The organism is Exobacillus caeni, assembly GCF_005747095.1.
Taxonomy (GTDB): domain Bacteria; phylum Bacillota; class Bacilli; order Bacillales; family Guptibacillaceae; genus Exobacillus; species Exobacillus caeni.
On record NZ_SWLG01000008.1, the window covers coordinates 212,487 to 237,478 of the forward strand.

At 42.4% G+C, this 24,992-nt stretch carries 23 protein-coding genes and 1 pseudogene; 6 read left to right on the forward strand and 18 right to left on the reverse strand.

Annotation, left to right across the window (positions count from 1 at the left end; all coding sequences use genetic code 11):
• Positions 1-4 precede the first annotated feature (4 nt).
• The 6 genes and pseudogenes from FCL54_RS13345 to FCL54_RS13370 form a co-directional block, all read right to left on the reverse strand.
• Positions 5-1,675: a ribonuclease J gene (locus FCL54_RS13345; protein WP_138127126.1), complete on the reverse strand. Its 1,671-nt coding sequence runs from the start codon at positions 1,673-1,675 to the stop codon at positions 5-7.
• 183 nt (positions 1,676-1,858) lie between these two features.
• The gene (locus FCL54_RS13350; protein ID WP_138127127.1) at positions 1,859-2,041 is read right to left on the reverse strand and encodes a FeoB-associated Cys-rich membrane protein; all 183 of its coding nucleotides are present in this window, start codon (positions 2,039-2,041) and stop codon (positions 1,859-1,861) included.
• Between the two features lie 12 nt (positions 2,042-2,053).
• Positions 2,054-4,066 carry a ferrous iron transport protein B gene (gene feoB, locus FCL54_RS13355; RefSeq protein ID WP_138127128.1) on the reverse strand — a complete coding sequence of 671 codons (2,013 nt, stop codon included), beginning with the start codon at positions 4,064-4,066 and terminating at the stop codon, positions 2,054-2,056.
• The gene (locus FCL54_RS13360) at positions 4,063-4,290 is read right to left on the reverse strand and encodes a FeoA family protein (RefSeq protein ID WP_138127129.1); all 228 of its coding nucleotides are present in this window, start codon (positions 4,288-4,290) and stop codon (positions 4,063-4,065) included. The genes feoB and FCL54_RS13360 overlap by 4 nt, the downstream gene beginning before the upstream one ends.
• Positions 4,291-4,943: 653 nt before the next feature.
• A complete protein-coding gene (locus tag FCL54_RS13365; protein ID WP_138127130.1) occupies positions 4,944-5,579 on the reverse strand; it encodes a CPBP family intramembrane glutamic endopeptidase in 636 nt (211 codons plus the stop codon).
• A gap of 174 nt (positions 5,580-5,753) precedes the next feature.
• Positions 5,754-6,164 (reverse strand): annotated as a pseudogene (locus tag FCL54_RS13370) (polysaccharide deacetylase family protein); the annotation flags it as partial.
• 266 nt (positions 6,165-6,430) lie between these two features.
• Between FCL54_RS13370 and FCL54_RS13375 the strand changes: the two are divergent.
• The gene (locus FCL54_RS13375; protein WP_138127132.1) at positions 6,431-7,480 is read left to right on the forward strand and encodes an AbrB family transcriptional regulator; all 1,050 of its coding nucleotides are present in this window, start codon (positions 6,431-6,433) and stop codon (positions 7,478-7,480) included.
• A gap of 140 nt (positions 7,481-7,620) precedes the next feature.
• Here FCL54_RS13375 and FCL54_RS13380 read toward each other — a convergent pair whose 3' ends face one another.
• On the reverse strand, positions 7,621-8,244 hold the full coding sequence (locus FCL54_RS13380) for a class I SAM-dependent methyltransferase (RefSeq protein WP_138127133.1): 624 nt from the start codon (positions 8,242-8,244) through the stop codon (positions 7,621-7,623).
• A gap of 277 nt (positions 8,245-8,521) precedes the next feature.
• Here FCL54_RS13380 and FCL54_RS13385 point away from each other — a divergent pair, with 277 nt between their 5' ends.
• On the forward strand, positions 8,522-8,938 hold the full coding sequence (locus FCL54_RS13385) for a cytochrome-c oxidase (protein WP_246055234.1): 417 nt from the start codon (positions 8,522-8,524) through the stop codon (positions 8,936-8,938).
• A 40-nt stretch (positions 8,939-8,978) separates the two neighbouring features.
• Here the strand turns inward: FCL54_RS13385 and FCL54_RS13390 are convergent, their stop codons facing one another.
• The 5 genes from FCL54_RS13390 to FCL54_RS13410 form a co-directional block, all read right to left on the reverse strand.
• Positions 8,979-10,256, reverse strand: coding sequence for a S1C family serine protease (locus FCL54_RS13390; RefSeq protein WP_138127134.1), 1,278 nt, complete (start codon positions 10,254-10,256; stop codon positions 8,979-8,981).
• A gap of 163 nt (positions 10,257-10,419) precedes the next feature.
• Positions 10,420-11,877: a glycoside hydrolase family 32 protein gene (locus FCL54_RS13395; protein ID WP_171016837.1), complete on the reverse strand. Its 1,458-nt coding sequence runs from the start codon at positions 11,875-11,877 to the stop codon at positions 10,420-10,422.
• A gap of 2 nt (positions 11,878-11,879) precedes the next feature.
• Positions 11,880-12,839 carry an aminoimidazole riboside kinase gene (locus FCL54_RS13400; protein WP_138127136.1) on the reverse strand — a complete coding sequence of 320 codons (960 nt, stop codon included), beginning with the start codon at positions 12,837-12,839 and terminating at the stop codon, positions 11,880-11,882.
• A 108-nt stretch (positions 12,840-12,947) separates the two neighbouring features.
• On the reverse strand, positions 12,948-14,357 hold the full coding sequence (locus FCL54_RS13405) for a sucrose-specific PTS transporter subunit IIBC (RefSeq protein WP_138127137.1): 1,410 nt from the start codon (positions 14,355-14,357) through the stop codon (positions 12,948-12,950).
• Positions 14,358-14,699: 342 nt separating this feature from the next.
• Complete coding sequence (locus tag FCL54_RS13410) at positions 14,700-15,527, reverse strand: PRD domain-containing protein (RefSeq protein WP_138127138.1); 828 nt, start codon at positions 15,525-15,527, stop codon at positions 14,700-14,702.
• Positions 15,528-15,721: 194 nt separating this feature from the next.
• Between FCL54_RS13410 and FCL54_RS13415 the strand changes: the two genes are divergently transcribed.
• From FCL54_RS13415 to FCL54_RS13425, 4 genes are all read left to right on the forward strand, one after another.
• The gene (locus FCL54_RS13415) at positions 15,722-16,534 is read left to right on the forward strand and encodes a LysM peptidoglycan-binding domain-containing protein (protein WP_138127139.1); all 813 of its coding nucleotides are present in this window, start codon (positions 15,722-15,724) and stop codon (positions 16,532-16,534) included.
• 258 nt (positions 16,535-16,792) lie between these two features.
• Positions 16,793-17,734 (forward strand): alpha/beta hydrolase, encoded by a 942-nt coding sequence (locus FCL54_RS13420; RefSeq protein WP_138127140.1) that lies wholly within the window; start codon positions 16,793-16,795, stop codon positions 17,732-17,734.
• Between the two features lie 230 nt (positions 17,735-17,964).
• On the forward strand, positions 17,965-18,117 hold the full coding sequence (locus FCL54_RS24065) for a hypothetical protein (protein ID WP_171016838.1): 153 nt from the start codon (positions 17,965-17,967) through the stop codon (positions 18,115-18,117).
• A 197-nt stretch (positions 18,118-18,314) separates the two neighbouring features.
• Entirely contained in the window at positions 18,315-18,773 is a 459-nt protein-coding gene (locus FCL54_RS13425; protein ID WP_171016839.1) for a YkyB family protein, read from the forward strand.
• Positions 18,774-18,829: 56 nt separating this feature from the next.
• On the opposite strand, the gene FCL54_RS13430 is transcribed toward FCL54_RS13425, so the two are convergent.
• From FCL54_RS13430 to FCL54_RS13455, 6 genes are all read right to left on the reverse strand, one after another.
• Entirely contained in the window at positions 18,830-20,008 is a 1,179-nt protein-coding gene (locus FCL54_RS13430; protein ID WP_138127142.1) for an MFS transporter, read from the reverse strand.
• A gap of 147 nt (positions 20,009-20,155) precedes the next feature.
• Entirely contained in the window at positions 20,156-21,193 is a 1,038-nt protein-coding gene (locus FCL54_RS13435; protein ID WP_138127143.1) for an ABC transporter substrate-binding protein, read from the reverse strand.
• Positions 21,175-21,927, reverse strand: a complete 753-nt coding sequence (locus FCL54_RS13440; protein ID WP_138127144.1) for an ABC transporter permease — start codon at positions 21,925-21,927, stop codon at positions 21,175-21,177. Before FCL54_RS13440 ends, FCL54_RS13435 begins: the two co-directional genes overlap by 19 nt.
• Positions 21,924-22,700, reverse strand: a complete 777-nt coding sequence (locus FCL54_RS13445) for an ABC transporter ATP-binding protein (RefSeq protein WP_138127145.1) — start codon at positions 22,698-22,700, stop codon at positions 21,924-21,926. Before FCL54_RS13445 ends, FCL54_RS13440 begins: the two co-directional genes overlap by 4 nt.
• Positions 22,693-23,367 carry a thiaminase II gene (tenA, locus tag FCL54_RS13450; RefSeq protein ID WP_138127146.1) on the reverse strand — a complete coding sequence of 225 codons (675 nt, stop codon included), beginning with the start codon at positions 23,365-23,367 and terminating at the stop codon, positions 22,693-22,695. The genes FCL54_RS13445 and tenA overlap by 8 nt, the downstream gene beginning before the upstream one ends.
• A gap of 19 nt (positions 23,368-23,386) precedes the next feature.
• Entirely contained in the window at positions 23,387-24,661 is a 1,275-nt protein-coding gene (locus FCL54_RS13455; RefSeq protein WP_138127147.1) for an acetylornithine deacetylase, read from the reverse strand.
• Positions 24,662-24,992: the final 331 nt, after the last annotated feature.

Sequence of the window (24,992 nt, forward strand, 5' to 3'; positions counted from 1 at the left end):
CCTCTTAAATTTCAATGATGATAGGAAGGATCAGCGGCTTTTTCTTAGTCTTCGCAAAGATATGCTTCCCTACTGACTTTTTGATATTATGCTTGATTTCCTTCCACTGATTCTTATTGGACTCCTGGGCATCAAGAACAGCATTGACAATAAGGTTGTTGATGTCTCGCAATAATTTTTCCGAGTCTCTAAGATCAACGAATCCCCGTGAAATGGTATCCGGATCAGAAAGCATCTTCTTATCATTTTTACCGATCGTTATGACGGTTACGAGCATGCCATCCTCAGAAAGCTGTTTGCGGTCCCGCAACACGAAGTCCCCCACATCGTCGATCGCAATGCCGTCTACATACGTATTTCCAGACGGGATCCTCCGCGTCTGGCGGGCCTCGCCGTTTACAATATCGACAACATCACCGTTTTTTAATATGAAGGTGTTGTCTTGTTCCACTCCAACCGACTCTGCTAATAAACGATGATGGTGCAGCATCCTGAACTCACCGTGTATCGGGATAAAATACTTTGGCTGCATCAGTGTGAGCATCAGTTTTAGATCTTCTTGATAGCCGTGTCCGGAAACATGCATGCCCGACGAACTTCCAGTGCCATAGATCACCTTCGCTCCAAGGCTGAACAGGTTGTCTACGATACGGGAAACACTTTTTTCATTTCCGGGAATCGGCCCTGCCGCCAGGATCACCGTATCATCAGGTAAAACGTCTACCCCCCGAAAATTGCCGGTCGACAGGCGGGAAAGCGCAGCTAACGGTTCTCCCTGGCTTCCGGTACAGAGGATCGTTACTGTTTCAGGAGGCATCTGGTTGATTTCATTTTGATCGATCAGCATACCATCAGGGACGTCCAGATATCCCCTCTCCATCGCAACATCCACAACGTTCACCATACTTCTACCGAGCAGTGCAAGCTTCCGGTCGGTCTTCCTGGATGCCTTCACAATCTGTTGAACGCGGTTAATGTTAGAAGCGAAAGTAGAAACGATCACTCTTCTGCTTGCCTTCATGAACGCCTCTTCCATATGTTCCCCGACCATCTTCTCTGAAGGGGTCGCACCCGGACGCTCGGCGTTCGTGCTTTCAGACAGCATCAGCAAGACGCCTTCCCTGCCGACCTCCGCCATTTTATGAATTTCAGAATATTGATCGTTGACTGGCGTGAGGTCAAACTTAAAGTCACCGGTATGTACGATGTTGCCCTCAGGTGTGTTAAACACAACTCCAAGACAGTCCGGGATGCTATGGTTCACCTTGAAAAACGACACGCCAACTTCTCCGAATGTCAATTTAGAATCAGAATGGATCTTGTTCAGTTCCGTTTCTCTTAAAATCTTATGCTCCCTTAATTTCAGTTCGATTAATCCGAGCGTAAAACTCGTCGCATATACAGGAACATTGACCCTTTTCAAAAAATAGGGAATGCCGCCGATATGATCCTCGTGTCCATGTGTGACGATCAATGCCCGCACTTTATCTTTGTTTTCCTGCAAGTATCCGACGTCCGGAATAATCAAGTCGATCCCCAATAAACTTTCATCAGGAAATTTGTTACCGCAGTCTATAACAAAGATATCTTCTTCATACTCGATAGCATACATGTTTTTACCGATCTCATTGAGTCCGCCTAACGCGTAGATGGATATTTTACCATTCACATTCATATGACCGCTCCTCTCTAAAATGAATGGTAATATTATACCCATCAGAAAAATCATTATAATAAGCAACAAAACCTCCACATAAAACAGGGCATAAATTCGTAGGCTGCCCTGTTTTTTTCTATTAAGCGCAACTTTTTCTCTTACCAAAAAGCCTGCTACCCACTTTGGATAACAGACTTTTAGTTATTTTTGGACACTAAATTCTCTGTGATTACTTTCCGCTTTTAGATCGTCACAAGCAGTCGTACATGACTTGTTCAACTCACAGGCCGCGCATTTTCCTTTCCTGCTTTTCTTAACGAATCGGAAAAGCGTCCATCCTGCATAGCCGAAGATCAGAACTCCGATCAATATATTCACTAACATAAAAACATCTCCTTAAGCTAAACCGAGTAGTTTGCCGCCCTTGTAGATCAGGAACACGAGTGCATAAGCTATCGTAAGCCCGTACACGATCGATAAAAAAGTCCATTTCTTTGAATGGGTTTCCTTCTGGATCACGGCAACTGTTGCTAAGCAAGGAACATACAGAAGAACGAACACCATGAAGCCATAAGCTGCCAGCGGTGAGAATTGTTCCGCCATAAATCCCTGCAACTGTGCTTCAGGGACAAAATAAATGATGCTCATCGAAGCCACGACTACTTCTTTTGCAAGAAAACCTGTTAAGAGGGAAGCGGCAGCCTGCCATGTCCCAAAGCCGAGCGGCGCAAAGATCGGAGCGATCGCCCCACCGATCATCGCCAGAAAGCTTTCATTCATATCAACGTTGACTCCGCCTGGACCCGCATACGACAAGAGCCAGATCAAAACGGAACCTCCAAAAATAAATGTTCCTGCTTTACGGATAAAGCCTTTTCCTTTTTCCCAGGTGGAACGCCATAACGATTTGGCCTGAGGCATACGGTATGGCGGAAGTTCAATAACAAAAAGGGATTGTTCCCCTTTAAAAACGGTAGAAGATAAAACTTTTGCCAGTACAAGCGCTACTACAATTCCGAGTACATAAAGAGAAAGAACGATCAGCGCTTTATGTGCTGCAAAAAACGCTCCTACAAACAGAGCATAGACCGGAAGCCTTGCCGAACAGGACATGAACGGGGTCAGCAGAATCGTTAACAAGCGTTCTTTCGGCTGCTCGACTGTTCTTGCTGCCATAACACCCGGAACATTACATCCGAATCCGATAATCAAAGGGATAAAAGCTTTTCCGTTCAGGCCGATGCTCTCCATCACACGGTCCATAACCATCGCTACCCGGGCCATGTAACCCGAATCTTCAAGAAGCGAAATAAAGAAAAACAGGATAAAGATTTGCGGTACGAAAACAAGTACACCGCCGACTCCGGCCACGATTCCGTCGAGGATCAGTGCCCTGATAAACGTGCTTGCTCCAATCGCCGTTAAACCAGTTGCGATCCATTCTGTAAGCTGACCGCTCATAAATCCATCAAGCCCATCCGACAACGGGAAGCCGAGCCAGTCAAACGTCAACATAAACATCAGATACATCAACAACAGGAAGATCGGAATCCCTAAAATTCTGTTCGTCACAATTGCGTCCACTCGATCAGTGAAGGTCCGTTTCTTTTCTGCCTTTACGTTGATCGCTTCAAAGATAACCGATTCGATGTATTGATCCCGAACATTAGAAATATGCTGATGCAGGGACTTCGCTACGTTTTGTCCAACTAATTGTTCTTCTGCCTGTTGATAGATTTCTTCCAGTTTGCCGCTGTTTGTTAGCGATTCAAGCTGATGCTTCATTCTCGAGTTGCCTTCTAAGTATTGAATGGCCATCCATCGCTTCGGAATTCCTTTATATTCTGGAAGGACCAGCAGAAGGTCGCTTATCGCTTTTTCAACAATCGGGCCGTAATCGATTTCCAGGGCCTTTGTGTCGCGGTTTTTAACCTCTGTTAAATGATTATTAAGCTCCTCGCAGCCTTTGCCTGTTCTCGCTATGATCGGAAGGACCGTAACATCCAGCACTTTGGATAACTTTTTATGATCAACAAGAATCCCACGGTTCTTAGCTACATCTATCATGTTCAATCCGATCGTGATCGGTTTCCCGAATTCCAGCAGTTGTACAGTCAAATTGAGATTCCGCTTTAGCTGTGAAGCATCGACAATATTCAACACTTCTGAAAAAGACTCATTTAACAAAAAGTCTGTAACTACCCCTTCATCCCGGGAAAGAGGGCTAAGCGTGTAGACTCCAGGCAGGTCGATGATCTCGCCCTGTTTGTTCCTGAATATCCCAACCTTTTTTTCAACCGTAACACCGCTCCAGTTTCCTACATATTCATACGAACCAGTCAGTGCATTAAAAAGGGAGGTCTTCCCTGTATTCGGATTTCCAAAAAGCGCGATTTGATGCTGTGTCATAGTTTTTCAATCCTGATATTCTTCGCTTCGTTCAATCGGATGCTGATGCCCTGCCCGCATGCTTCGATCATACATGGACCGCCGAACGGCAGCTTTCTTTTGATGCAAACTTCCGTGTTTTCTTTCATACCAAGATGAATAAGTCTACGCTGAACTAATTCATTCACTGTTGAAAAATCCGTTATCTTTGCCAATTCTCCGCGACTTAGTTCAGTTAAAACCATCAGAGTTACCTCCATTTTTATGAAAATGATAATTATTATCATAAGCAGTTTTTTAAAAACAAGTAATCTGTTGACGGATTACTTGTTTCCAGGAATTTCATTGAAATCATTTCTCAATTATTTCTATAACTATTCTAATTGATTTTATAGTAGAAGGATGTGATAAACGTCACTTTCGTAAATTACACTATTATTCTACTCCTTCTAAATTCACTTAACAAGTTATTTTGTTGAACTGTTGATTGAAAAATAATATCATTTTTGCAAAGCACTAATATCCTTTAACAGCCGTTGACATTTTTGACAAACGAATGTTAGAGGCTTCATATCGACAAGTGGAGTCTTATCATATACCTTCTTTAATTCCAGCTTTTCTGCCCCTTATCTCCACGGCTACAGCTGAATAGTCGCCGGATACAACGGTTCTTGAATTTCCTTCGGTTAGTCAGAACGTATTGCATAAAAGAATCCCTCCACTTTTTCAAAATAAAAAGCCAGCTCCATATCTGATTAAAGATACGAAACCGGCCCATTCACAGAACGAGAGTGGAAATATCCACGGTTTATCAGTTCGCAAGGATCGCTTTATGTAATGATAAGATATTTATACAAAACAGTGAGTAACAGTCAATATATTCCTGTCATTTTTAAAGCTATCTTACAATAAACCAGTATACAAACATGATACCGAGGTCTCCCAGCGCATGGCTTACAATCGTTCCGATAATCGTGCCCGTCTTTTCCCTGATATATCCCCAAAAGACTCCGGCAATAAAGACCGGAAGAACCGCGACAATATTCAACGGCCGCTCGAACATGGGGATAACGGATAGAAAATGATACAGCGCATAAAAGAAAGAAGTGATCCAGACCGTGTGAAAAGCAGTAAACTTACTTTTCAGTTTCACATGCATAAACTCTCTCCAATAAAATTCCTCGAGGATCGGATTGATCACTAACAAAACAAGGACCAACAAGATTACGCCATTCCCAGAAAAGCCCCACTGGTCTAGCAGATCCGCAAGATAGTCGATATCGATAAAATAGCCATGCAGCCAGTTTAATCCACCGACGATAAAGAGGAAAAAGATAAAACCGCTGACCAGGCCGATCAGAAGGGATCTCCCAACGCTGTTCCCTTTTTCGTAGAAGCGTCCCTCTTTATTGATCAGTGGTACGGCAATCAACCAGCCGTAAAATACTAGAAACGTAAGCGGAATGCTCGAAAAAATTTGCAATCCTGTAAAAATCATGGCGGTTGGACCGATCAAATAGATTAAAAACTTCATATTTTCCTCCAAACGTTTGCCCCTTAAGAAAAAAAGAACCTCTGGTTGGTGTTGTAGCAGGTGTCATTATTCGGATGCAGCAAATACTGTCCATAGCGTAGTGCTTATTGTCCGTAACGTCCCATTTATTTGGCCATATTAACATAAATTTAAACCAAATCCGTATCCGAGTTGTTATTCTTCCTGCAGCTCATTCACAATTACGAAACGATACCCTCTTTCGGACAGGGACTGTAATACCGCACGGTTGTTTTCAGTTCTTCCCTGTGTCATCGGACATCGGGTGCAATAAGAAAATGTCTCCAGGCTCCACATGATCATATCGATCTTTTGCTTGTTCAGGTAGTACGGCAATGCTTTGATCTTCTTTCCATTTAGCGGGCGGAAATCTATTTCGCCCTCATAACCTGTCTCGCGGATTAACTCGTTCCTCTTCTCCACTTCTTCATTAATGAAAGAAGTCTTTTTAAAAATCATACGTTGATGCGAATAAGTGTGATTACCGATTTGATGCCCTGCTTCAGCCACTGCTTTCCCTTCTTCAAAATTCTGTTCGAGCTCATTGCCACTCAGAAAGAAAGTAGCTATGACTCCCTCCTCTCCTCATGTATGTACCTCCATTTACTAAAAGTATATCTAGATCATTATTAAGTTTCCCTCCAGGCTATAGCTTTAAGTTAGCAAGTTACAATTATTTCAGCAGAGCATGCAAAACAACAAGTATGAAAGAGTTGGACATGAGATAGGTAGCCTATCGCTATATAACTTCCTGTTATGTATGATAGACTACTTATATAATTCGCAATCCGAAATAAATTCCGAATAAAAACTATTACTTAAGGTGTTGTCTAATGAACAAATTGGTTTTGTTAATCGCCGCTTTTATTGGTGGCTATTTATTTAACTTTTTCAACATTCCTGCAGGATGGCTATTAGGCGCAATGCTTGTCGGAGCTTTTTACAGGCTTTTTATTGGCGATGTTTCTTATTCTCCAATGCTCTTTGACCTTGCTCTTGCTGTCATCGGTATCAGTATTGGACTGACAATAAAAATCATCATGTTCAAGCAAGTGGCCAGTTTCTTGCTCCCGCTTGCAGTATCCATGTTCACTTTACTGGCAGCTAGCTGGCTGCTTGGGAAACTTCTTGAAAGAAAGTCTAGCCTTGATCCAAAAACGGCCCTCTTTTGCTGCATACCGGCTGGAGCATCCGTTATGATGGCACTTAGCAGAGAATACAAGGCAAATCTCAGTATGGTCGCAGCCTTTCAAACGGTTAGAATCATGTTGTTAGTATCTACGATTCCAATCACCGCAGGCTTTATGTCCTCCTTTATCGAAACAGACGAAGTTCAAAAATCCAGTATTGGAGCAAGTGTGGGTGTAGGTCTCCCATCATCATGGCTCGGATTTGTCCTGTATGCTTTTCTGATAGGCGTAACGTTATTTATCGCAGGAAAATGGAAAATTCCAATTGCTCCATTTTTATATGCTATTATCCTCGGGTTTTTGTTTAACACGTTCATCCATGCCCTTCCATCTATGCCGAACCTGCTGGTTGGTGGAGGAATGGCTATGCTGGGAGTAATCATAGGTCTCAGATTCGACCGGGAATCTGTTGCAGAGTTTAAAAGTATCGGCTGGACTAGCCTTGGAGTTTTGATGGCATTTTTCATCCTTACATTTTTGTCTACATTTGTATTTTATTTATTGACTCCACTCGATTTTATCACGAGTCTGCTTGCTGTCGTCCCGGCCGGAGCTCCGCAGATGGCATCTGTTGCTTCTCTTCTTCACCTGGATGCAAGCATCGTAGCCGCCATGCAAGTAATCAGGCTGTTAGCTATTGTAGTTTTGATACCTCTGATCATCCCATTTTTAGTAAAAACCGAAAAAACGTAAGCCAAAATCCCTATGGTTATGCCCAAAGGGATTTTTCTTTCCAACTATATGTATTTTGGAATAAACAGATGACGCAATTCCTCAATTTCATCCTACATGGTAGGTATCCTTGATGAGAATATGACATCATTGTAAGCTTCTTAATTCATTGCTTTTCTAAGAACTATTTTCCGATACATTCCATTCAGCATGATCGGAGAATCTTCCTGTAATGTTAATGTCCTTCCATGCTCTTCAAATATCGCTTTGAAAGCTATTCCGATATCGGTTCCTAAGACACTTATGATTGGTCTCAGCAATCTTTTATGAAACGGAAGAGCCTTGTTATCAGGTGCGAACTTATCAAATATAACCATTACGCCATTAGGCTTTAACAATCTCTCCATCTCTCGAAAACATCTCGGTGCATCCGGAACTACCGAAAGTATTAAGTGAGCGAACACAAAATCAAATGATTGGTCATCGAATCCCATATCCTGAGCGTCCATTTCGAAAAACTTCACCGTCCCGTTTCGGTCCTTCGCTTTTGCCTTAACCAGCATATCAGCTGAAAAATCTATGGCTGTAATATTGAACTTTTCATAATCTATCAATTCTAGATCTGCACCGGTTCCTACTCCAACAAACAATATTTTATGTTCCGGAAGAAGTGTAATCTTTCGAAAAATTTCCTTTCTGGCATTTAGAAACAAACCAGCATTAAAAACCTTATCGTAAACTGGTGACCAAATTCTGTATATAATTTTGTTCCAGGAATTTATCACCTGCGCTTTCCTCCTTTAAAATAACTTAACCTGAACGAATGGAGAGTTTATATCGATAAAGCTTTTCATAAAACACTCTTTACTTATTTCGAAACCGTGCAAGATAATTCCTTTTAATAAAATAAAAATTTACGTCAGGAAAACAAGGACAATTTTCACATTTTATTCCTCACTAATAATTAAAATAGTTAAAATTTTCTTAAAAAAAGGTTCATTTTACCCACATCCCTTTTATATACTTAAAGTGATACATACTTTTATCTAGGAGGTGAATGTGTTGAAATTAGGTGTAGCTTTCTTAAAAATCGCTGCTGTATATTTTTTGTTCGGAGTTGGAATGGGAATAACAATGGAAATTCTACAGGATCATCGACTGGCTGGAGCACACGCCCATATTAACCTTGTTGGCTGGGCATCCATGGCATTGTTTGGTGTTATGTATGTCCTGTTCCCCAAAGCAGGCGAATCCATTTTAGCAAAACTTCATTTCTGGCTTTATAACATTTCTTTGCCATTATTCATGCTAGGACTTTCTTTCTTACTTTATGGTAACGAATCCTTAATGTTCTTACTGATGATTTTCCCTAACATCCTTGTGTTGAGCGTCGTACTTTTTGTAATTAACGTATTTATGCATGTAAAAGCTGATAATATTACGAAGATATTTAATAAAGATCAAAAATCTGCGGTATAAAAAATGCCCGCATGGATTTTCCATGTGGGCATTTTGTTATTTATTGATTAGAAAACAGCGCTTTTTGATCAAGTGTTAAATTGGTATTTTGTTTTTCTCCATCTCGATAGTATGTTACTTTTACCTCTTCTCCTGCTTCTGTTTTATTATATAGATATTCTCTTAAATCGAGGCTATTTTTTATCTCTGTTTCTTCGATCGAGACAATGATATCTTTGGCCTGCAAACCCGCGTTTTCTGCTGGAGAATCTGGTTCAACCGAACGGATAACAATACCTTGCTTTACATCTTCAGGCAAGTTAATTTCTTTCTCTAACATTTCTCGCGGTATATCCGATAGATTAAGAATCGATACACCCAAATATGGGCGTTTAACCTCTCCCTCAGATTCTAGTTGTTCTATAATCGGCTGTGCAACATCGGCAGGGATAGAAAACCCGATTCCTTCTACTGTTGTTCTGGCAATTTTAGAAGAGTTTATGCCTACAACTTCCCCGTTGATGTTTATTAACGGACCACCGCTGTTTCCAGGATTGATCGACGCATCGGTCTGTAGTACCTGCGCTTCCCAATCCGGCGTTTTGTCTCCATTTATATCAACCGGAATAGACTCGTTTACATTAGAAATAACACCGGTCGTTACTGTTCCTTCCAAAAATCCTAACGGGTTACCAACTGCGATAGCTGGTTCTCCTACATTTAATTTGCTAGAATCTCCAAAGTCAGCAACGGTTTTAACATTTTTAGCATCGATCTCCAAAACAGCAATATCCATCAGTGGATCAGTACCGAGAAGTTTGGCAGACACGGTTGTATTTTCCGCCAACTTCACCACAAGGCTGTCTGCTTTTTCGACTACATGATTGTTTGTCGCTACATAGGCTTTTCCGTTTTCTTTCTTATAAATGAAACCTGAACCCGCTCCAACAGCCTGCTGCTGGCCATCACTTTCACTACTATCTCCTCCAAATATGGAGCCCTGTTGAGGAGTTCTCTTGTTGATTACACTGACCACAGCATCCCTCACTTCCTTGACTGCTTCGGTCACATCTGTTGTTACTCCGGTATTTTCCGTTTCTGACGTTTCTTCCTTGTTGTTTGCTTCAGCAGAGGAGTTTTTATTGGAAGAATCTTCACTTGAATTATCGTTAGAAGATTCTGCCGTGGAATTATTACTTGAATCCCCCTCTGAAGACGTTTGATCATCACTTACACAACCGGTCAACGGCATAATAAGCATCGCACTCATAAGAATTCCAGTGATCCCTTTCCGTGACCACTGTTTCGTGGCTTCTATTCTACTATTGTCCTCTCCCACTACTATCACATCCTTATCATTTCTTTTATACTATTTTCCCTACCTTCACTGAAAGAAACATAGCTATATAAAAAGAAAGAAAAAATCCATCCTGTGGACTGGAAGGGAAGTGTTTATTGCAATATGGTTTTTTTTAGAAAAATTTAAAGACACCATTTTTCGTTCATTCACCAATTATATTACCCAGATTCCATTTTTTGATGTTGAATGAAGTATTTCTCAACGATTCAAACTGAATGCTCTCATCATCTGGAACAGGGTAGAACCTGGCGGTAAAGGTTTCCTCACCATTATTGATAAATACTTCAATCGAAGATGTATCAATAAAGATTCTTAATGAGTTAAGGTCATCTAGATAACATTGTCGTTTTTCAACGGTTCCGTCAACATAACTTTTCCGCTCCAGAGAAAAGAGATTTTGCTTTTTCGAGTATACTATTCTCGCAGCCCCGCCTATTGTAATAGAGAACCATCCTTCTGAAACCTGAATGTTATCTAACAACAGCTCAACAGCTTTTCCACTTACTTCTTTCAGTTTCACATTTTCATAATTCAGTACTACTTTATGTTCAATCGCCTCTCCAAGACGAAGGCTTTCAAGTTCCTGAACCGGTAGTTGAACAACTTTCCCACCAGTTAGTCTCAACTCTCGCGGAATCGTCATGTTGTGTAGCCACTTATGTCCTATCGTTGGATGGTCCTGCTCATTCTGGTCCGGTACGCTCATCCAGGCAAAAAGAATCCTTCTGCCCTGTTCGTCTTCGGTTGTTTGCGGCGCATAAAAATCGAAACCTCGGTCAAGTTCTTCGAATTCTCCATGCATGAATACACCACTCACCGGTTCGAAAGTACCGATAACATAACCTGATTGATAAACGTTCTGATACTCCATTCCTTCCGGCTTTAGTCCCTGGGGAGAAAAAACCAAAACATCGGTCTCATCAAGAGAAAACAAATCCGGACATTCAAACATGTATCCAAAGTCATTTAGCGGGGGCTTTCCTCCTCCTGCTAACATTCCAAGGTGTTCCCAATCAATAAGGTCCTCAGAAGCAAACAGGGCGACTGCACCCTTCAAGTCACTCGTTTGAGCACCGACAACCATGAAGTACCGGCCATCTTGTTCCCACACTTTTGGATCTCGGAAGTGTGATGTATAACCTACAGGAAGTTCAATTACAGGACCTTTTTTATCGAAGTTAACTCCGTCCCCGGACACTGCAAGACACTGGTACGTCTCTCTGTTTCCTTCCTTATCTTTTACATTTCCGGTATAAAACAAATGAAGTTCATCATTATGTCCGATCGCGCTCCCGGAGTAACAGCCGTTCTTTTCAAACCATTCGGATGGAGTCAATGCGATTTCTTCATGCTTCCAGGTCACAAGATCCTTTGAAACGTAATGCCCCCAAAACTTTGCACCATGACCAGTCTTAAACGGCATCCATTGATAAAAAAGGTGATAATTTCCGTCCCATTGGATAAAACCATTAGGATCATTCAACAAGCCGACCGGGGGCATCAGGTGGTACTTTAAGCGATAAGGGTCCTGTTCCACAATATCTTTATTTAGTTCTATCTCTTCGTATGCCTTACGCCGAAGCTGTTGATCTCTCGACAAGATCACTCCACCTCTTTCTTCAGGTGTTCTTTGACTTCATCCCGAGTTGGAAGTGCTGTCATTGCACCTTTCGTTGATGCTGCCAGTGCACCAGAAACAGACGCGAATTTAACCATTTGGACAGCTTTCTCAAGAGATAGAGAACGAATATTTCCATCGTAGTTATTCAAGGAGAAAAGTATGCCTGAAACAAAGGCATCCCCTGCACCTGTAGTATCGACTGCTTTTATCTTCATAGCAGGTACATGTTCAATTCCTTCGGAAGTGCTGACATAGCTTCCCTCCGCTCCAAACGTGACGAGGATGATCGGTATTTCATACGTTTTTAATTTCTCAATTCCCTTCTCGATGTCTTTTTCTCCAGTGATAAATTCAAGTTCTTCTTCTGAAATCTTTAAAAGATCTGCCAGTCCTAACATAGATACAATCGTTTCCCGAGCCTGTTCCTTCGAGTTCCATAGCCCTAAGCGCAAATTAGGATCATAAGATATGAGCATCCCTTTTTCTTTTGCCACCTTTACCGCATGGTGGGTCGCCTCTTTCGCCGGGCTGGTGATCATCGAAATCGATCCAAAATGCAGTATTTTGTGATCATCAAAATCAGCTTCCTCTATCTCCTCTACCTTTAAAAATCGATCCGCACTGGGATCAATATAAAAATCAAAGCTTCGTTCTCCGTCTTCGGCGTTTGTTACGAAAACAACTCCTGTCCTAACATCCTCTGTCAAAATCATTCGTTCCGTACGAACACCATATTGTTGTAACGTTTCTTTTAAAAATCGACCCAGAACATCATCCCCTACCTTTCCTACAAAGGTAGATTTCAATCCTAACCGGGCTATACCAACTGCTACATTGGCAGGTGCTCCACCAGGACTTTTTTGATACGTGATGTTTTCTTGATCAAGCGGAATAAAGTCAATGAGTGCTTCCCCTAATGCGATAACTCCATGCTTTTTCATCTTTTCCACCTACTTAAGCTTTATTTAGTCTCTTTTATTTTAAAAAGTACCTTTAAAAAAAGAAAGGGGGCCAACACATCTAGTATGCCAGTTCCCCCATAGCTTTGTTTAAGAAGCCTGTCTTGTTGCTCCGTCATTAGCCGTTTCCTTTTTTTCTTCTTTCCAGCCCAGCAGCAAGGCCGCAATGAATGCACCAGCTACTGCGATGATAAATCCTATGCCGTAGTTAATCGGATCCTGGGCGATCGCAAACATCGGAATACCAGTTAACCCGATACCATTCGCCATCACCTGTGAAGTTACTACATAGGCACCACCAAGCGCACCACCTATTGCCGCTCCAATAAACGGACGACGGTATCTTAAATTAACACCGAAAATAGCGGGTTCCGTAATTCCAAGAAAAGCAGATACTGCAGCTGGAATCGCAATTTCTTTCGTCTTCTGGTTCTTTGTTTTGAAAAATACTGCCAGTGCTGCTCCACCCTGTGCCACATTTGCCATGGCCCAGATCGGCAGCAAATAGTTTCCTCCGATTTTAGCCAATAGCTCCGCTTCGATCGCATGGAAGCTGTGATGGACTCCCGTCAACACAATCGTTGAATAAAGACCTCCAAAAATAAACCCTGCAATCGGACCAGCAATATCATAGACAAGATTCAATGCTGTAGTGATTCCATCACCAAGAATGCGGCCTAACGGGCCTACCACTAGTAGTGCAATAAAACCAGTAAAGATAACTGTCAGGAAAGGTGTTAAAAGTAAATCTACAACATTTGGAATCACTTTACGCAAAGCTCTTTCAAGTTTTGCCATAATATAAACTGTTAATAAGACCGGGATAACTGTTCCCTGATAGCCAAGCATCTCTACCCCAAAACCGAAAAAGTCCAGTGTAGAAGGCTGTGCATCAGCAAGCCCCCATGGGTTAAGCAGAGCCGGGTGAGTCATTATCCCTCCGATAACAGCACCAAGGTACGGGTTACCGCCAAATTCTTTTGCAGCACTATAACCGATTAAGATAGGCAAAATGATAAATGCTGCAGAAGAAAACATATCCAGCATGACAAATAGTGTACTTTCTGGATCCATCCACTCGTAGGTACGCATCAGGCCAAGAAGTCCCATCAGCATACCAGAAGCAACAATAGCAGGAATGATCGGAACAAAGATATTCGATAACGTTCTTGCAAACCGCGCAAACGGATTCATTTTCTTTTTCGCTGCATCACCATGTGATACATTAGAAGATTTATCTTCTTCCATGGAGACCCCTACGAGAGGAGCAAATTCGGAATAAACTTTATTGACAGCGCCTGTACCAAAGATTATTTGAAATTGACCTGAACTGGAGAATGCTCCCTTTACACCTTCTATTTCTTCAATCGCTTCTTTATTGATTCGGCTTTCGTCTTCAATCACTAGACGAAGCCGGGTTGCACAATGTGTCGCGCTTATTACATTGTTTTTGCCGCCTAATAGAGTGACAAGTTGTTGTGCTACTTCATGAGTATCCATATTAGTTTCCTCCTCGATTTTGTTGATTGCAGGCTTTTTTTAAGTATTTTGAATGTTGAACTCGGATTAAAGAATCTTTCTTAGTGTTTCACGGTGTTTTATTAGTACCTCAGGACAATCAGTTATAACCTTTTTCAGATTCCAAACCCAGCCCAACAAAAAAAGACCTAAAATATACAAAGTATACATAGGTATCTCAAGAGAGACGCATTACCTATGACGCCTTATACATTCTAGGTCTTGCCTGCATTACCAGTAACAATCCTGCAATATGAACTTTTTACTGTTTATTATTCTACAATGTGAAAGCGCTATCGTCAACTACTAAAGCATATTTTCTTCTTACTTTTGGATAAGCCTCTGGAGATGCAGCGAAATATAAGCGATTTCCGTTTCAGGTAAATCCACACTGTATTCTTCTTGTAAATACTTTGCAATTTCCTTTGATGTTTCAAACGCTCTTTCATATTTTATTTTTATTAATTCCATCATATCCACATCCATCGGTTCAAACTCGCTTCCCTGATCGATTCTATTTAAGGCAAACCGCAGATGAGTCATCAGTCTCTGATAATTGATACTGGATTCTTCGATCGTAAGATTCAACTTCATTTCAACTCGCTCGATAAATTCTCTTAAAATAGTTGCTCTTTCAAGTGATTCACTCATCGAGAGTCCGCCAAGTTTCGCTGTATGTATGTGAAGCGCAATATGGGCAACTTCATCAAGAGGAATTTCAACACCGATCTCCTTTTTAATCTCTTCTTTTGCCCACAATCCTATTTCATACTCTTTCTTATACAATAATTTTATTTCATTTGTTAACTTGTTTTGTATGGGAAAGCCCTGTTCCAGCCTTTCCAATGCAAAAGAAAGATGGTCTGTTAGGGCAATATGAATGTGATCATTTAACGGTGAGTTCAAATATCCCTCAGCATAACTAATGACTTTTTCTGCGAGCTCGATATGTTCTTCAGGCAGTGTTGCCAGCAGCTGCTGGAACTTTTCTGAAGAATTATCGTGTAACAGGAAGATCTTTTCAATGTTTTGTTTTTGGATGATGTCATTTTTCCGTTTTTGGAACGCGATGCCCTTTCCCATCACAATCTTTTCCTGGGGACCATCAATGACGACGACAGCATTATTATTTAAAATCTTGAAAATCCGCATACTGTATCTTCCTCCGGTGAATTGCTATCTATCATCATACCTGAAAGAGCAACCACTAAACAAGCGTATGTTCTTTATTACCTTTTAGCAGTTGCTTTCATTTAAGCTTTCTATATTTTTCACCTGGACACTGGCACTAATACCTATGTCATGAATATTTTAAAACAGAGTATAAGAAGAATGGAGTGCCAACAATGTCCATAATTGAAGGAAACCACTTTATATACACTGTCCGGCAAGGTGATACGCTTTATGATATAGCCAGACGACTGGGAAGCAATGTAGAGATGATTACCCGGGCCAATGCATTATATCCCCCTTTTACGGATGTGGGATTAATTTTCCCGGGAGAAGTTCTTATCGTTCCATTGACAACAGCTTCGCCACAGCCTAATCGAGTCTATCAAATTGTTAGTCCAGGAGACACATTAACTCAATATGTCACCAGATATTCCACCAGTTTGGACTTACTCACGGGGATCAATCCAGCAATACAGGACCCAAACTTGATCAATGTTAACTCTGTGGTACTGGTACCTGCTTTCATTTATGAAGTGGAACCGAATGATACTATTTTTAAGCTCTCAAGAAGATTCGGGCTATCGATGAATTCTATTATCGAAGCTAACAGGGGCCGAACTGGCTTCTCACCTGATTTGATTTATCAAGGATACCGACTGATAATTCCTCTTCCAACTTCTAGAAACATTGTTGTTTTCCATCCAATGCCCGGCACAACGATTAGCAACAGGGAGTTCTTAGAAGGGTATGCCCGGGTGTTTGAAGGAGTTGCTCTTTATAGAGTGGTTGACGACAATGGCCAGGTAGTGGCAAAAGAAACGGCAATTCAAACAACGGCCGGTGCACCTTCATACGGATATTTTGGGACACAGATCAGGTTTGACAGAACACCATCTACCCGTACCGGCGAACTTTGGGTTTATTCGCGCAGCCCTCGGGATGGAAGCATTCAAGATCTTGTTCAAATAAGAATTATGTTCTCATAAAAAAGGCTTTTTTCGCATATCTTGTTGCTTTACAAGCTTCAAATTTGAGATGAACTGCGACATAACGGATGGTTGCCCGCGGAAAGCGAACTGCCCGGAGTGGAAATCAATGCTGCATTTGAGCCACAGTATATCACTTTTGTGCATAGACAATAATCCTTTGAAAAACAGCAAAAAAATTGCTTTCGTAATATACAAATTAGTGTAAGCTAATACTAAACCTGATAAGTAACCGACAAACCAGACAGGAGATTTTACATGGGCAATATAGAAAAAGTCGTCGATCGTTTGTCATGCTGGGAGGAACCGATCAGTTTTCAGACACCTGTAGAAAAAACAGCTGACATTGAAGCATACCTCGATTTCTATGGATTTGATCTAAAGGATATCGATCTTCATTTTGGAAAGGTAGATATCAACGAAACCAAGATTATGGCACAAATTTATGTGCCGAGAAAAAGCAAAGGGAACATTTTTCTTCTGCATGGATATCTTGACCATGTAGGAACATTAAAAAATGTCATCAAGAATTTAACCAAAAATCATTATACGGTGATTAGCTACGATCTTCAGGGCCATGGGCTTTCCGGAGGGGACTCAGCCTCAGTAGCCGATTTTTCTGACTATGTGAAAACGCTGGAAAAGTTAATAAGCATTGCAAAAAATGAAATGGCTGAACCCTTTTATATTATTGGCCATAGTACAGGCGGAGCGATTGCGATCAATTATGTATTAAAAAACCATGACCACCACTTCAAAAAAGTTTTGCTTATTGCCCCCCTCGTAAGGTCGAACCACTGGAATTTAACAAAGCTCGGGTTTCATCTGATGGAGCCTATCCCATTCCTTGACGACATTCGAAGAAAATTTCGGGAAAACTCTTCCGATACGGCATACATTTCTTTTATGAAAAACGATCCTTTACAACCTGCTGCAATTCCTTTGCAATGGATCGATGCATTAATGAACTGGAACAAAGAGATACAAACATACAGCCCTACAAACACATCGGCATGTGTCATCCAGGGGGATAAGGATAAAACGGTTGATTGGAAACATAATTTAGCGTTTATCAATGAAAAGTTTACTCAGTTAGAAGAACACCATATAAAGAACGGCAGGCACGCACTGCTTAATGAAAAGAAAGAAATTCGAGAAAACGTTTATGCCAGGATTCTTCGATTTTTAGAATCCAATTGAGTTGCAAAACAAACTGGCACCCAATTTATGGAGTGTTGCCAGTTTATTTCGTGGTGAAGATTATTGGAAAAAGTTCATGAAAAAAGTTGTCTGTCTTTGAAGTTTCTTCATTGTAGTAAGTCTTCTAGAATGAACTAAATACATAACATGCAGGGTCTTGTTTATTGACCATTATCCTTTCAAATGTTAATAATTAGTTAACAGAAAATTTAGAAATAGGGTGAAGGTCGATGACGGAAGAAGAAGTTAAACGGTACAATGAACTGCTAAAACAATTTCAAACCTTTGTGAACCGGTCCCTTACTAAAAAAGAAATCGAATTTATAAAATGGATAGTGAAACGCAGCATGGAAGTAGAATATATAGAGCCCTCAAAGGAATGAAAGATTTTACTTCTATAACATCTTTTAATTGATTTTAAAGTCATTGTTTCTGTGTATTAGTTCTGTTTAGTCAACAATAGGAGGTATTGTAAAGACTTCTCTATCCTCCTTCTCCTTTTTATTCCTCGAACAGCTTCCTGGTTTTAAAATTCAAAATAAACAGGTATACTAATAAGTATAGAAAGGGAGTAATAAAATTGAATGAAAAACAAATTGAAACAATCGCTGTTGCGCTGTACACGGTCAACAAGCATGCAAAAGTTGCCTCGAAAGAAAGCCAGCTTTATCTCCTGAAAAATAATGCCCTCAATAAACTGCTTAGAGAAGGAATCGCCAAGAAGATTGGAATCCACAAAGCCACTTCAGCAAAGTACTCCAAACAACAGCTGGAATTATTAATCCAGATAGGCCGTTTTACTTTTCATCAGAAACCAACCAAACATGACCTCAAGAATTTTCCGCACCTTGGGGAACGAGATGAAGGCATTCGAAATCCGAAAATCCATATGCCGTTAAAAAAAGCAAGACAAACCCTGGAACAATATGCAGGACGTGTGAAACAGCCAGAACTGAAAAAGAAAAAAGATGACAGCAAACTGTCGCTCTGGGAAAGAAACAAAAAGGCACAGGAAAAGATCGGACTTGGCTCATGGTAATGTGAAAAAACCGGACAGAAAAATTTTTCTGTCCGGTTTTTTTGCATTTTTTACAGTTATACCGCTGCCCCTGATTCTTTTCGCAAGCGGGAAAATTGTGTCGCTGCAAACCATACAGCAACAGCAAAGACAATACCCGCGAAGATAAATTCGATGCGGTTGCCGAATTGATAGAAGAATTCTCCTATCAGCGGTCCTGCCGCCATCCCTAGATAGCGAAAAAAGTTATAGACGCCTATTGCTGTCGCACGATTATGATGAAATTCCTCAGCAAGTATAGTCGTTTGAACCGGCAACGAAAGGCCGAGACAAAATCCGAACAAAGAGATGCTGACAATGAGCGCAGGCAATGCAACAGGAGCGAGCAAGACGAATAAAAAAGTTGCGAACACATTGAGTGAAGCAGTAACCGTCAACAACTTATTGCCCTGAAAGTATTCCTGCACCCTTCCTCCTGTAAAACTGCCGATCACGACGAACAAGGACATCGGGAGAAACACCAGTCCGTTCTCACTCGCCGATAAACCATAGAAACTTGTTAGTAGATCTGGCAAGAAGACCAGGAAGTTATAGAACGTAAAATATTGAATGAAACCTAACAATATAACAGCCGACCCTGACCGTTTTGATAAAACATCGGAAAATTGTCGCATACTGAAGCGGGCTCTCAGGTCAGAATCCGGCTTCGTTTCAGGTAAATAGATAAAATTAGCTAGCCATAATAACAGTGCAGTGACAGCCAGTACCCAGAACACACTGTGAAAGCCGAAATGTTCTCCTACAAATCCGCCGATCACAGGTCCCACGACCGGCCCTAACGCCACAAGCATCTGAAAGGTTCCCATCGCCCTTCCACGTAATTTCCCTTCATATAAATCCCCGATCACACTCACTGCCACAACAGAACCGACAGCCATTCCACCTGCTTGCAACGCCCGGAACGCTAGCAGCAAATAAATCGAGGAAGAAAATGCTGCTCCAATAGATGCGACAACATAGATCAAGATCCCCGTTAATAATACTTTTCTCCTTCCCCGCCTATCTGTCATAGGACCATAGACGATTTGCATCAACGCCAGAACGAGAGTGAAAATCGAAATAGTCAGGTTTACCATAAACCCGGAAGTATGAAGCTGCTGTTCGACTTCCGGCAGCATCGGTGTATAAATCGTCTGTGTAAAAGGCCCGAAAAAGGCAGCGAACGAAACAAGATATACAATCCATCTTTTATTCATAATTTAAAACCAGCTTTCTATCTTTCATTCTAAGATGTTCAAATTTTACCAAAAAAGGTTCCTGATTTCGAAAAATGTGTTTTCCACAGGTTTGCTATGCAATAAAACGGCCACCTTCTCTACAAAGGTGACCACTATTTTCTGCATCTATTCTTCTATATCAACGATCATATCATCCACTTCCGGTGAAGATTTGATCAGGCCGGCATCATACATCCAGTCCCGGACTTCTTCCCATGACGCTTTGCTTTGAGACCCGAACTCCGCTCCGTCCTCTTCCATTTTCGGAAGGAGAATATCGATGCTCTCTTGTTCTACCTCTTCTACAAGCGGGAAGTTTGCTTCATCCTGGTTACTAAGTAGGATGTTCAATGCTTCATCAGGATTTGCCTTCATAAATTGATAACCTTTTTCAGCTGCTCTCCAGAAAGCCTGAATCGCATCCTTATCTTTTTTCCATGTTTCATCCCCGGTCACGAGCACGATCTCATTGTAAGCGGGCACGCCATAGTCGACCGGGTTGAAATAGCGGGTATCGTAACCCTTATGTTTTAACACCGGTACTTCATGGTTAATGTATGCACCGATCACGGCATCCACTTTTTCTGAAACGATCGATGAACCAAGTTCAAAACCAACATCGACCATGTCCACCTTGCTGAAATCTCCGCCGTCATTTTCGACCATCGTTTGAAGTAAAGCCTCGTTCAACGGGATACCCGGGTAACCTACCGTTTTCCCTTCTAAATCTTTTGGAGATTGAATCGGGCTGTCTTCCATAAAGACAACATGGTTTAACGGTGAGCGAACGATCGACGCAACTGATTTAACAGGAACCTTTTCGTTTGCACGGGCGATGATCACATCCGGCTGATAGTACAATCCAAGCGTCACTTTTCCAGAAGCTGCAAGGTTCAACGGATCTGTCGGGTTGGCCGGGAACTGGATATCCACCTTTACTCCCTCATCTTCAAAGTACCCTTTCTCCTGTGCTACGTATAAATAGCTGTGCACCGCGTTCGGATACCAATCGAGCATGATGCTCACTTCTTTAAGACCTTTATTGCCCGGGTCCCCATCTGTTCCGTTACTGCCTGCCGTTTCCGAATTTCCGCAAGCAGCTAACGCTAATAAAGCTAGAATAGTAATGAAAACTAAAAGTTTCTTCACACCTGTTTCCTCCATCTCAATACGATTTTTTCAATAACTGTAACGAGTAAAAACAATAGGATGCCGACTGCTGATAACAGGACGATCGGAGCGAATACAGCAGCACCATCAAACTGGGTCATCATACGGCGGCTAAAATATCCAAGTCCAGCCTGTGCCCCGAGCCATTCGCCGATCGCTGCTCCGATCACACTCATCGTGACCGCGACCTTTAGCCCTGAAAAAATGGACGGCATAGCTGACGGTACATCCAGTTTAAGAAACAGGTCTTTTTTGGATGCTCCCATCGTCAGCATCAGTTCTTTCAAATCTTTATCAGAAGAACGCAATCCATCGAACGCACTCACTGTAATAGGGAAAAACGTGATCAACACCGTTACGACGACCTTGCTCCAGATCGAATAGCCGAACCAGAGCACAAAGATCGGTGCAAGTGCGATGATCGGAATGGTCTGTGACGAAATGATGATCGGATAAAAAGCTTTCTCCGCGATTCTGCTCACGTTCATCCAGATCGCAAGGCCAAAGCCGACGATGATTGAAATGGCGAGTCCGATCACGATGATCAAAAGAGTAGCTGGCAAGTGTTCGAATATAAGTACCTCCCGCAGTTCCCAGAGCTTCACTGCGATTTCGCTCGGAGTCGGGAGGATGAAGCTTTTACCGTAAGACCATGCGCCGATTTCCCAGATGACCAGCAAGACGAGAACGAGTGAACTTGATAGTAGATAGGAATGAAGTTTTCTCATGATAACTCCTTCGAACGAAGCTGGTCGATCAGTTGTTCTTTTAGTGTCACGACTTCCGGACGGCTCAGGTCACGGACGGTTCTGGGACGCCCGAGCGGTACCGTTACTTCTGTCAACTGGTGGTTCGGTCTTCCGGTCAGAACGAAAATTCGGTCTGATAAAAACAACGCTTCATCCACATCATGCGTGATGAACAATATCGTCTTCTTCCATTTCTGCCACTGGGCAAGCAGCCATTCCTGCATCGAAAGCCGGGTGATCGCATCGAGTGCGCTGAACGGTTCATCTAGTAAAAGGATGTTCGAACCACTCAAGATACTTCTCAGAAAAGAAACACGCTGCCGCATCCCGCCGGAAAGATCGCCAGGATATTTATCCTCCACGCCTTTTAATCCGAAGTCATCTAACAGCTGCAGTACACGACTTTCTGCTTCTGCTTTCTTCATGCCTTTGATCTCGAGAGGCAGCACGGCGTTTTCCTTGATCGTCCTCCAGGGCATCAACAGATCCTGCTGCGGCATGTAGCCGACCTGCCCGAGCCTGTTCTCAGTCTTTTTCCCGTTGAGGAAAATCTCTCCCGCCGCTGGATTCTCAAGCCCTGTGACCAGACGGAATATCGTACTCTTGCCAGATCCGCTCGGTCCGATGATACTGACGAACTCCCCGTCATTCACACGAAAGTCGATGCCATCAAAAATAGAAACAGCTTCTTTCTTTTTGCCAGTTTGATAGTGGAATGCAATACTATTAAAGGCTAAAACCGAATCACTCATCGGTCGGCCACATTTCCCTGTTGTACGCCATATCCCAGAACATATATTCATAACGGGTCGTGTTGAGGAAGATTTCTTCGAGCTTCTGGAGCTCCTCCTCTGACTTTCCTTCCGCCGCTTTATCCATCAATTCGATGCACCATTGGGCCAGCTCTCCGAATTCTTCCGAGCTGTACATCTTGATCCATTCCCCGTACAATTCATGGTCGCATGCTCCAGGTACCTCATTCAGCTCTTTACCGATCTCCCAGTAGCTCCACATGCATGGAAGAAGCGCCGCGAGCAGTTCTGCAAGCGTTCCGTTCTGGGCAGAATACAGCATGTAATGGGTGTATGCCAGAGTGACCGGAGAAGCTTCCGCATTCTCCAGCTCCTCGTTCGAGATACCAAAACGCTCCGCATACTGCCGGTGAAGCGCCATCTCTTCGTTCATAGTGGAATTAAGGAGTTCTGCGAATTTCCCCATGTCCTCCAGGTTCGTCGCTTTTACAGCACCGATCGCAAACAGCTTGCTGTAATCGATCAAATAAATATAATCCTGGATCATATAAAAACGGAATTTATCCTGATCTAACGTTCCATCCCCCATCTCTTTTACAAAAGGATGGGCATGGTTCTTTCGCCAGATTGGCTGAAGCTTTTCATATAGATGCTCGGTAAACGTCATTTGTCTCACTCCAATTCAGTTATTTTTGTGTATGGCACCATTGGTAGATGAACTTTAAAAGCACCTGTGTATAGGAAACTAACTGCTCGATCGAAACCTGTTCATTGACGGCATGGGCATTTTGCAAGTCGCCAGGACCGTAGATGGCAGCAGGGATTCCCGCGTCGCTGAACCAGCCACCGTCTGTTACGGTCGGTGAAACATCGACGATCGCCTTTTCGTTCAGGATGCATTCATGTGAGTTCATGAGAGTATGAACGGCAGGATGCACTGAATCAACTTCAAGCGACGGAAAAATTTCGCCGCGGTCTTCGATCATCGATGTGCCGCCCCACTCAAATGTTGGCGGGTTCTCACGCAACCATGGATCTCCTTTGGCAACAGCCAGGATATGCTCTTCAATTTCTTTGGAAACCTGCTCATATGTTTCATCCGGATAAAAATGGACCGTAATCCATAAGCGGCATTCATCAGCGATAAAGGCCGCATGCCTTCCCCCTTCGATCACCGCAGGATTGATCGTGTTCGTTCCCGGTGGATACCCCGGATAGCTTTTCATTACAGCCCAGTGCCTTTCCAGCTCCTGAAGCCCCTGGATAATTTTGGCCATCTTCTCGATCGTGCTTGCTGCGTGAAGCTTTCCTCCCGCATGGATCATGTTCCGGCGAGTCGCATCATGATAAGTTTTCTTACTTTTTACAGTGATCCAGCCGGTGATGACGCCGCCCTGGCCCTGAATATGTAGATCGCTCGTATCAACCACAACCGCAAAGTCTGCAGTATATCCTCGCTTGCAGCATTCCAGCGTACCCGCTTCTCCAACTTCTTCTCCTATAACAGACTGGAAGGTTAGATCACCCGGGAGTTTGATTCCTGCTTCATGGAGTAATTGGATTGCGAATAACGCTCCGGCGAGACCGCCCTTCATATCTGCTGCTCCTCTACCGATCACCTTGCCATCTCTTATGATAGGAGTGAACGGATCTGTTTCCCACTCTTCATCCTCGCTAACCTCGGCTACATCCATATGGCCGTTGATGATGAGGCTCTTATGCTGTTCTGGATCAGTCCCTTTCAGCAAACCTACGACGTTCGGATCACCGGGATACACATCCCACTTGTCGATGCAGAATCCTTTTTCTTGAAGGAACTCGGTGACAAACTTCTGAGCATCTTCTGTGTTTCGTGCTGGAGGTGCAGGCGTTTTAAAGCGGATGAGCGTTTCTAACAGATCTATTAGCTCATCCTGCCGTTCTTTTACTTGATGGAGTATAGTCAATAATTTTTCATCCACTAGCGATACCTCCCTTGAATTGGTTAGTGGGTCAGGCTAATAAACGATGAGATTTGGACAACAAATTTTTTATGTGGCAAATAAATCAGGCAAACCCGACAATAAAACAAGAATGAAAAACTATAAGCCTGGCTTCTAAGCGGTCCCGACGGCTATTTCGGCAAATATATCAATTAAACTATTAAAAAGCTCCCTATTCCTTACTTTTGGTCATTAAAAACCCCTTACTAACATGAATGCTCGGCGAAATTGCAATTAAAAAAACCACTTCATCAAGAAGTGGTTGCGTTGTATGTCTTAAGAATGTTGATTTTACCTAATTACATATAAA

Coding starts and splice junctions, on each gene's coding strand:
- FCL54_RS13400 (WP_138127136.1), bottom strand. CDS start 12,839: ATGAAAAAGCATGGAGTTATCGCATTAGGGGAAGCACTCATTGACTTT.
- FCL54_RS13360 (WP_138127129.1), bottom strand. CDS start 4,290: ATGGTTTTAACTGAACTAAGTCGCGGAGAATTGGCAAAGATAACGGAT.
- FCL54_RS13435 (WP_138127143.1), bottom strand. CDS start 21,193: ATGGAGGAAACAGGTGTGAAGAAACTTTTAGTTTTCATTACTATTCTA.
- FCL54_RS13420 (WP_138127140.1), top strand. CDS start 16,793: ATGGGCAATATAGAAAAAGTCGTCGATCGTTTGTCATGCTGGGAGGAA.
- FCL54_RS13440 (WP_138127144.1), bottom strand. CDS start 21,927: ATGAGAAAACTTCATTCCTATCTACTATCAAGTTCACTCGTTCTCGTC.
- FCL54_RS13410 (WP_138127138.1), bottom strand. CDS start 15,527: ATGCGGATTTTCAAGATTTTAAATAATAATGCTGTCGTCGTCATTGAT.
- FCL54_RS13430 (WP_138127142.1), bottom strand. CDS start 20,008: ATGAATAAAAGATGGATTGTATATCTTGTTTCGTTCGCTGCCTTTTTC.
- feoB (WP_138127128.1), bottom strand. CDS start 4,066: ATGACACAGCATCAAATCGCGCTTTTTGGAAATCCGAATACAGGGAAG.
- FCL54_RS13445 (WP_138127145.1), bottom strand. CDS start 22,700: ATGAGTGATTCGGTTTTAGCCTTTAATAGTATTGCATTCCACTATCAA.
- tenA (WP_138127146.1), bottom strand. CDS start 23,367: ATGACGTTTACCGAGCATCTATATGAAAAGCTTCAGCCAATCTGGCGA.
- FCL54_RS13345 (WP_138127126.1), bottom strand. CDS start 1,675: ATGAATGTGAATGGTAAAATATCCATCTACGCGTTAGGCGGACTCAAT.
- FCL54_RS24065 (WP_171016838.1), top strand. CDS start 17,965: ATGACGGAAGAAGAAGTTAAACGGTACAATGAACTGCTAAAACAATTT.
- FCL54_RS13375 (WP_138127132.1), top strand. CDS start 6,431: ATGAACAAATTGGTTTTGTTAATCGCCGCTTTTATTGGTGGCTATTTA.
- FCL54_RS13415 (WP_138127139.1), top strand. CDS start 15,722: ATGTCCATAATTGAAGGAAACCACTTTATATACACTGTCCGGCAAGGT.
- FCL54_RS13405 (WP_138127137.1), bottom strand. CDS start 14,357: ATGGATACTCATGAAGTAGCACAACAACTTGTCACTCTATTAGGCGGC.
- FCL54_RS13350 (WP_138127127.1), bottom strand. CDS start 2,041: ATGTTAGTGAATATATTGATCGGAGTTCTGATCTTCGGCTATGCAGGA.
- FCL54_RS13365 (WP_138127130.1), bottom strand. CDS start 5,579: ATGAAGTTTTTAATCTATTTGATCGGTCCAACCGCCATGATTTTTACA.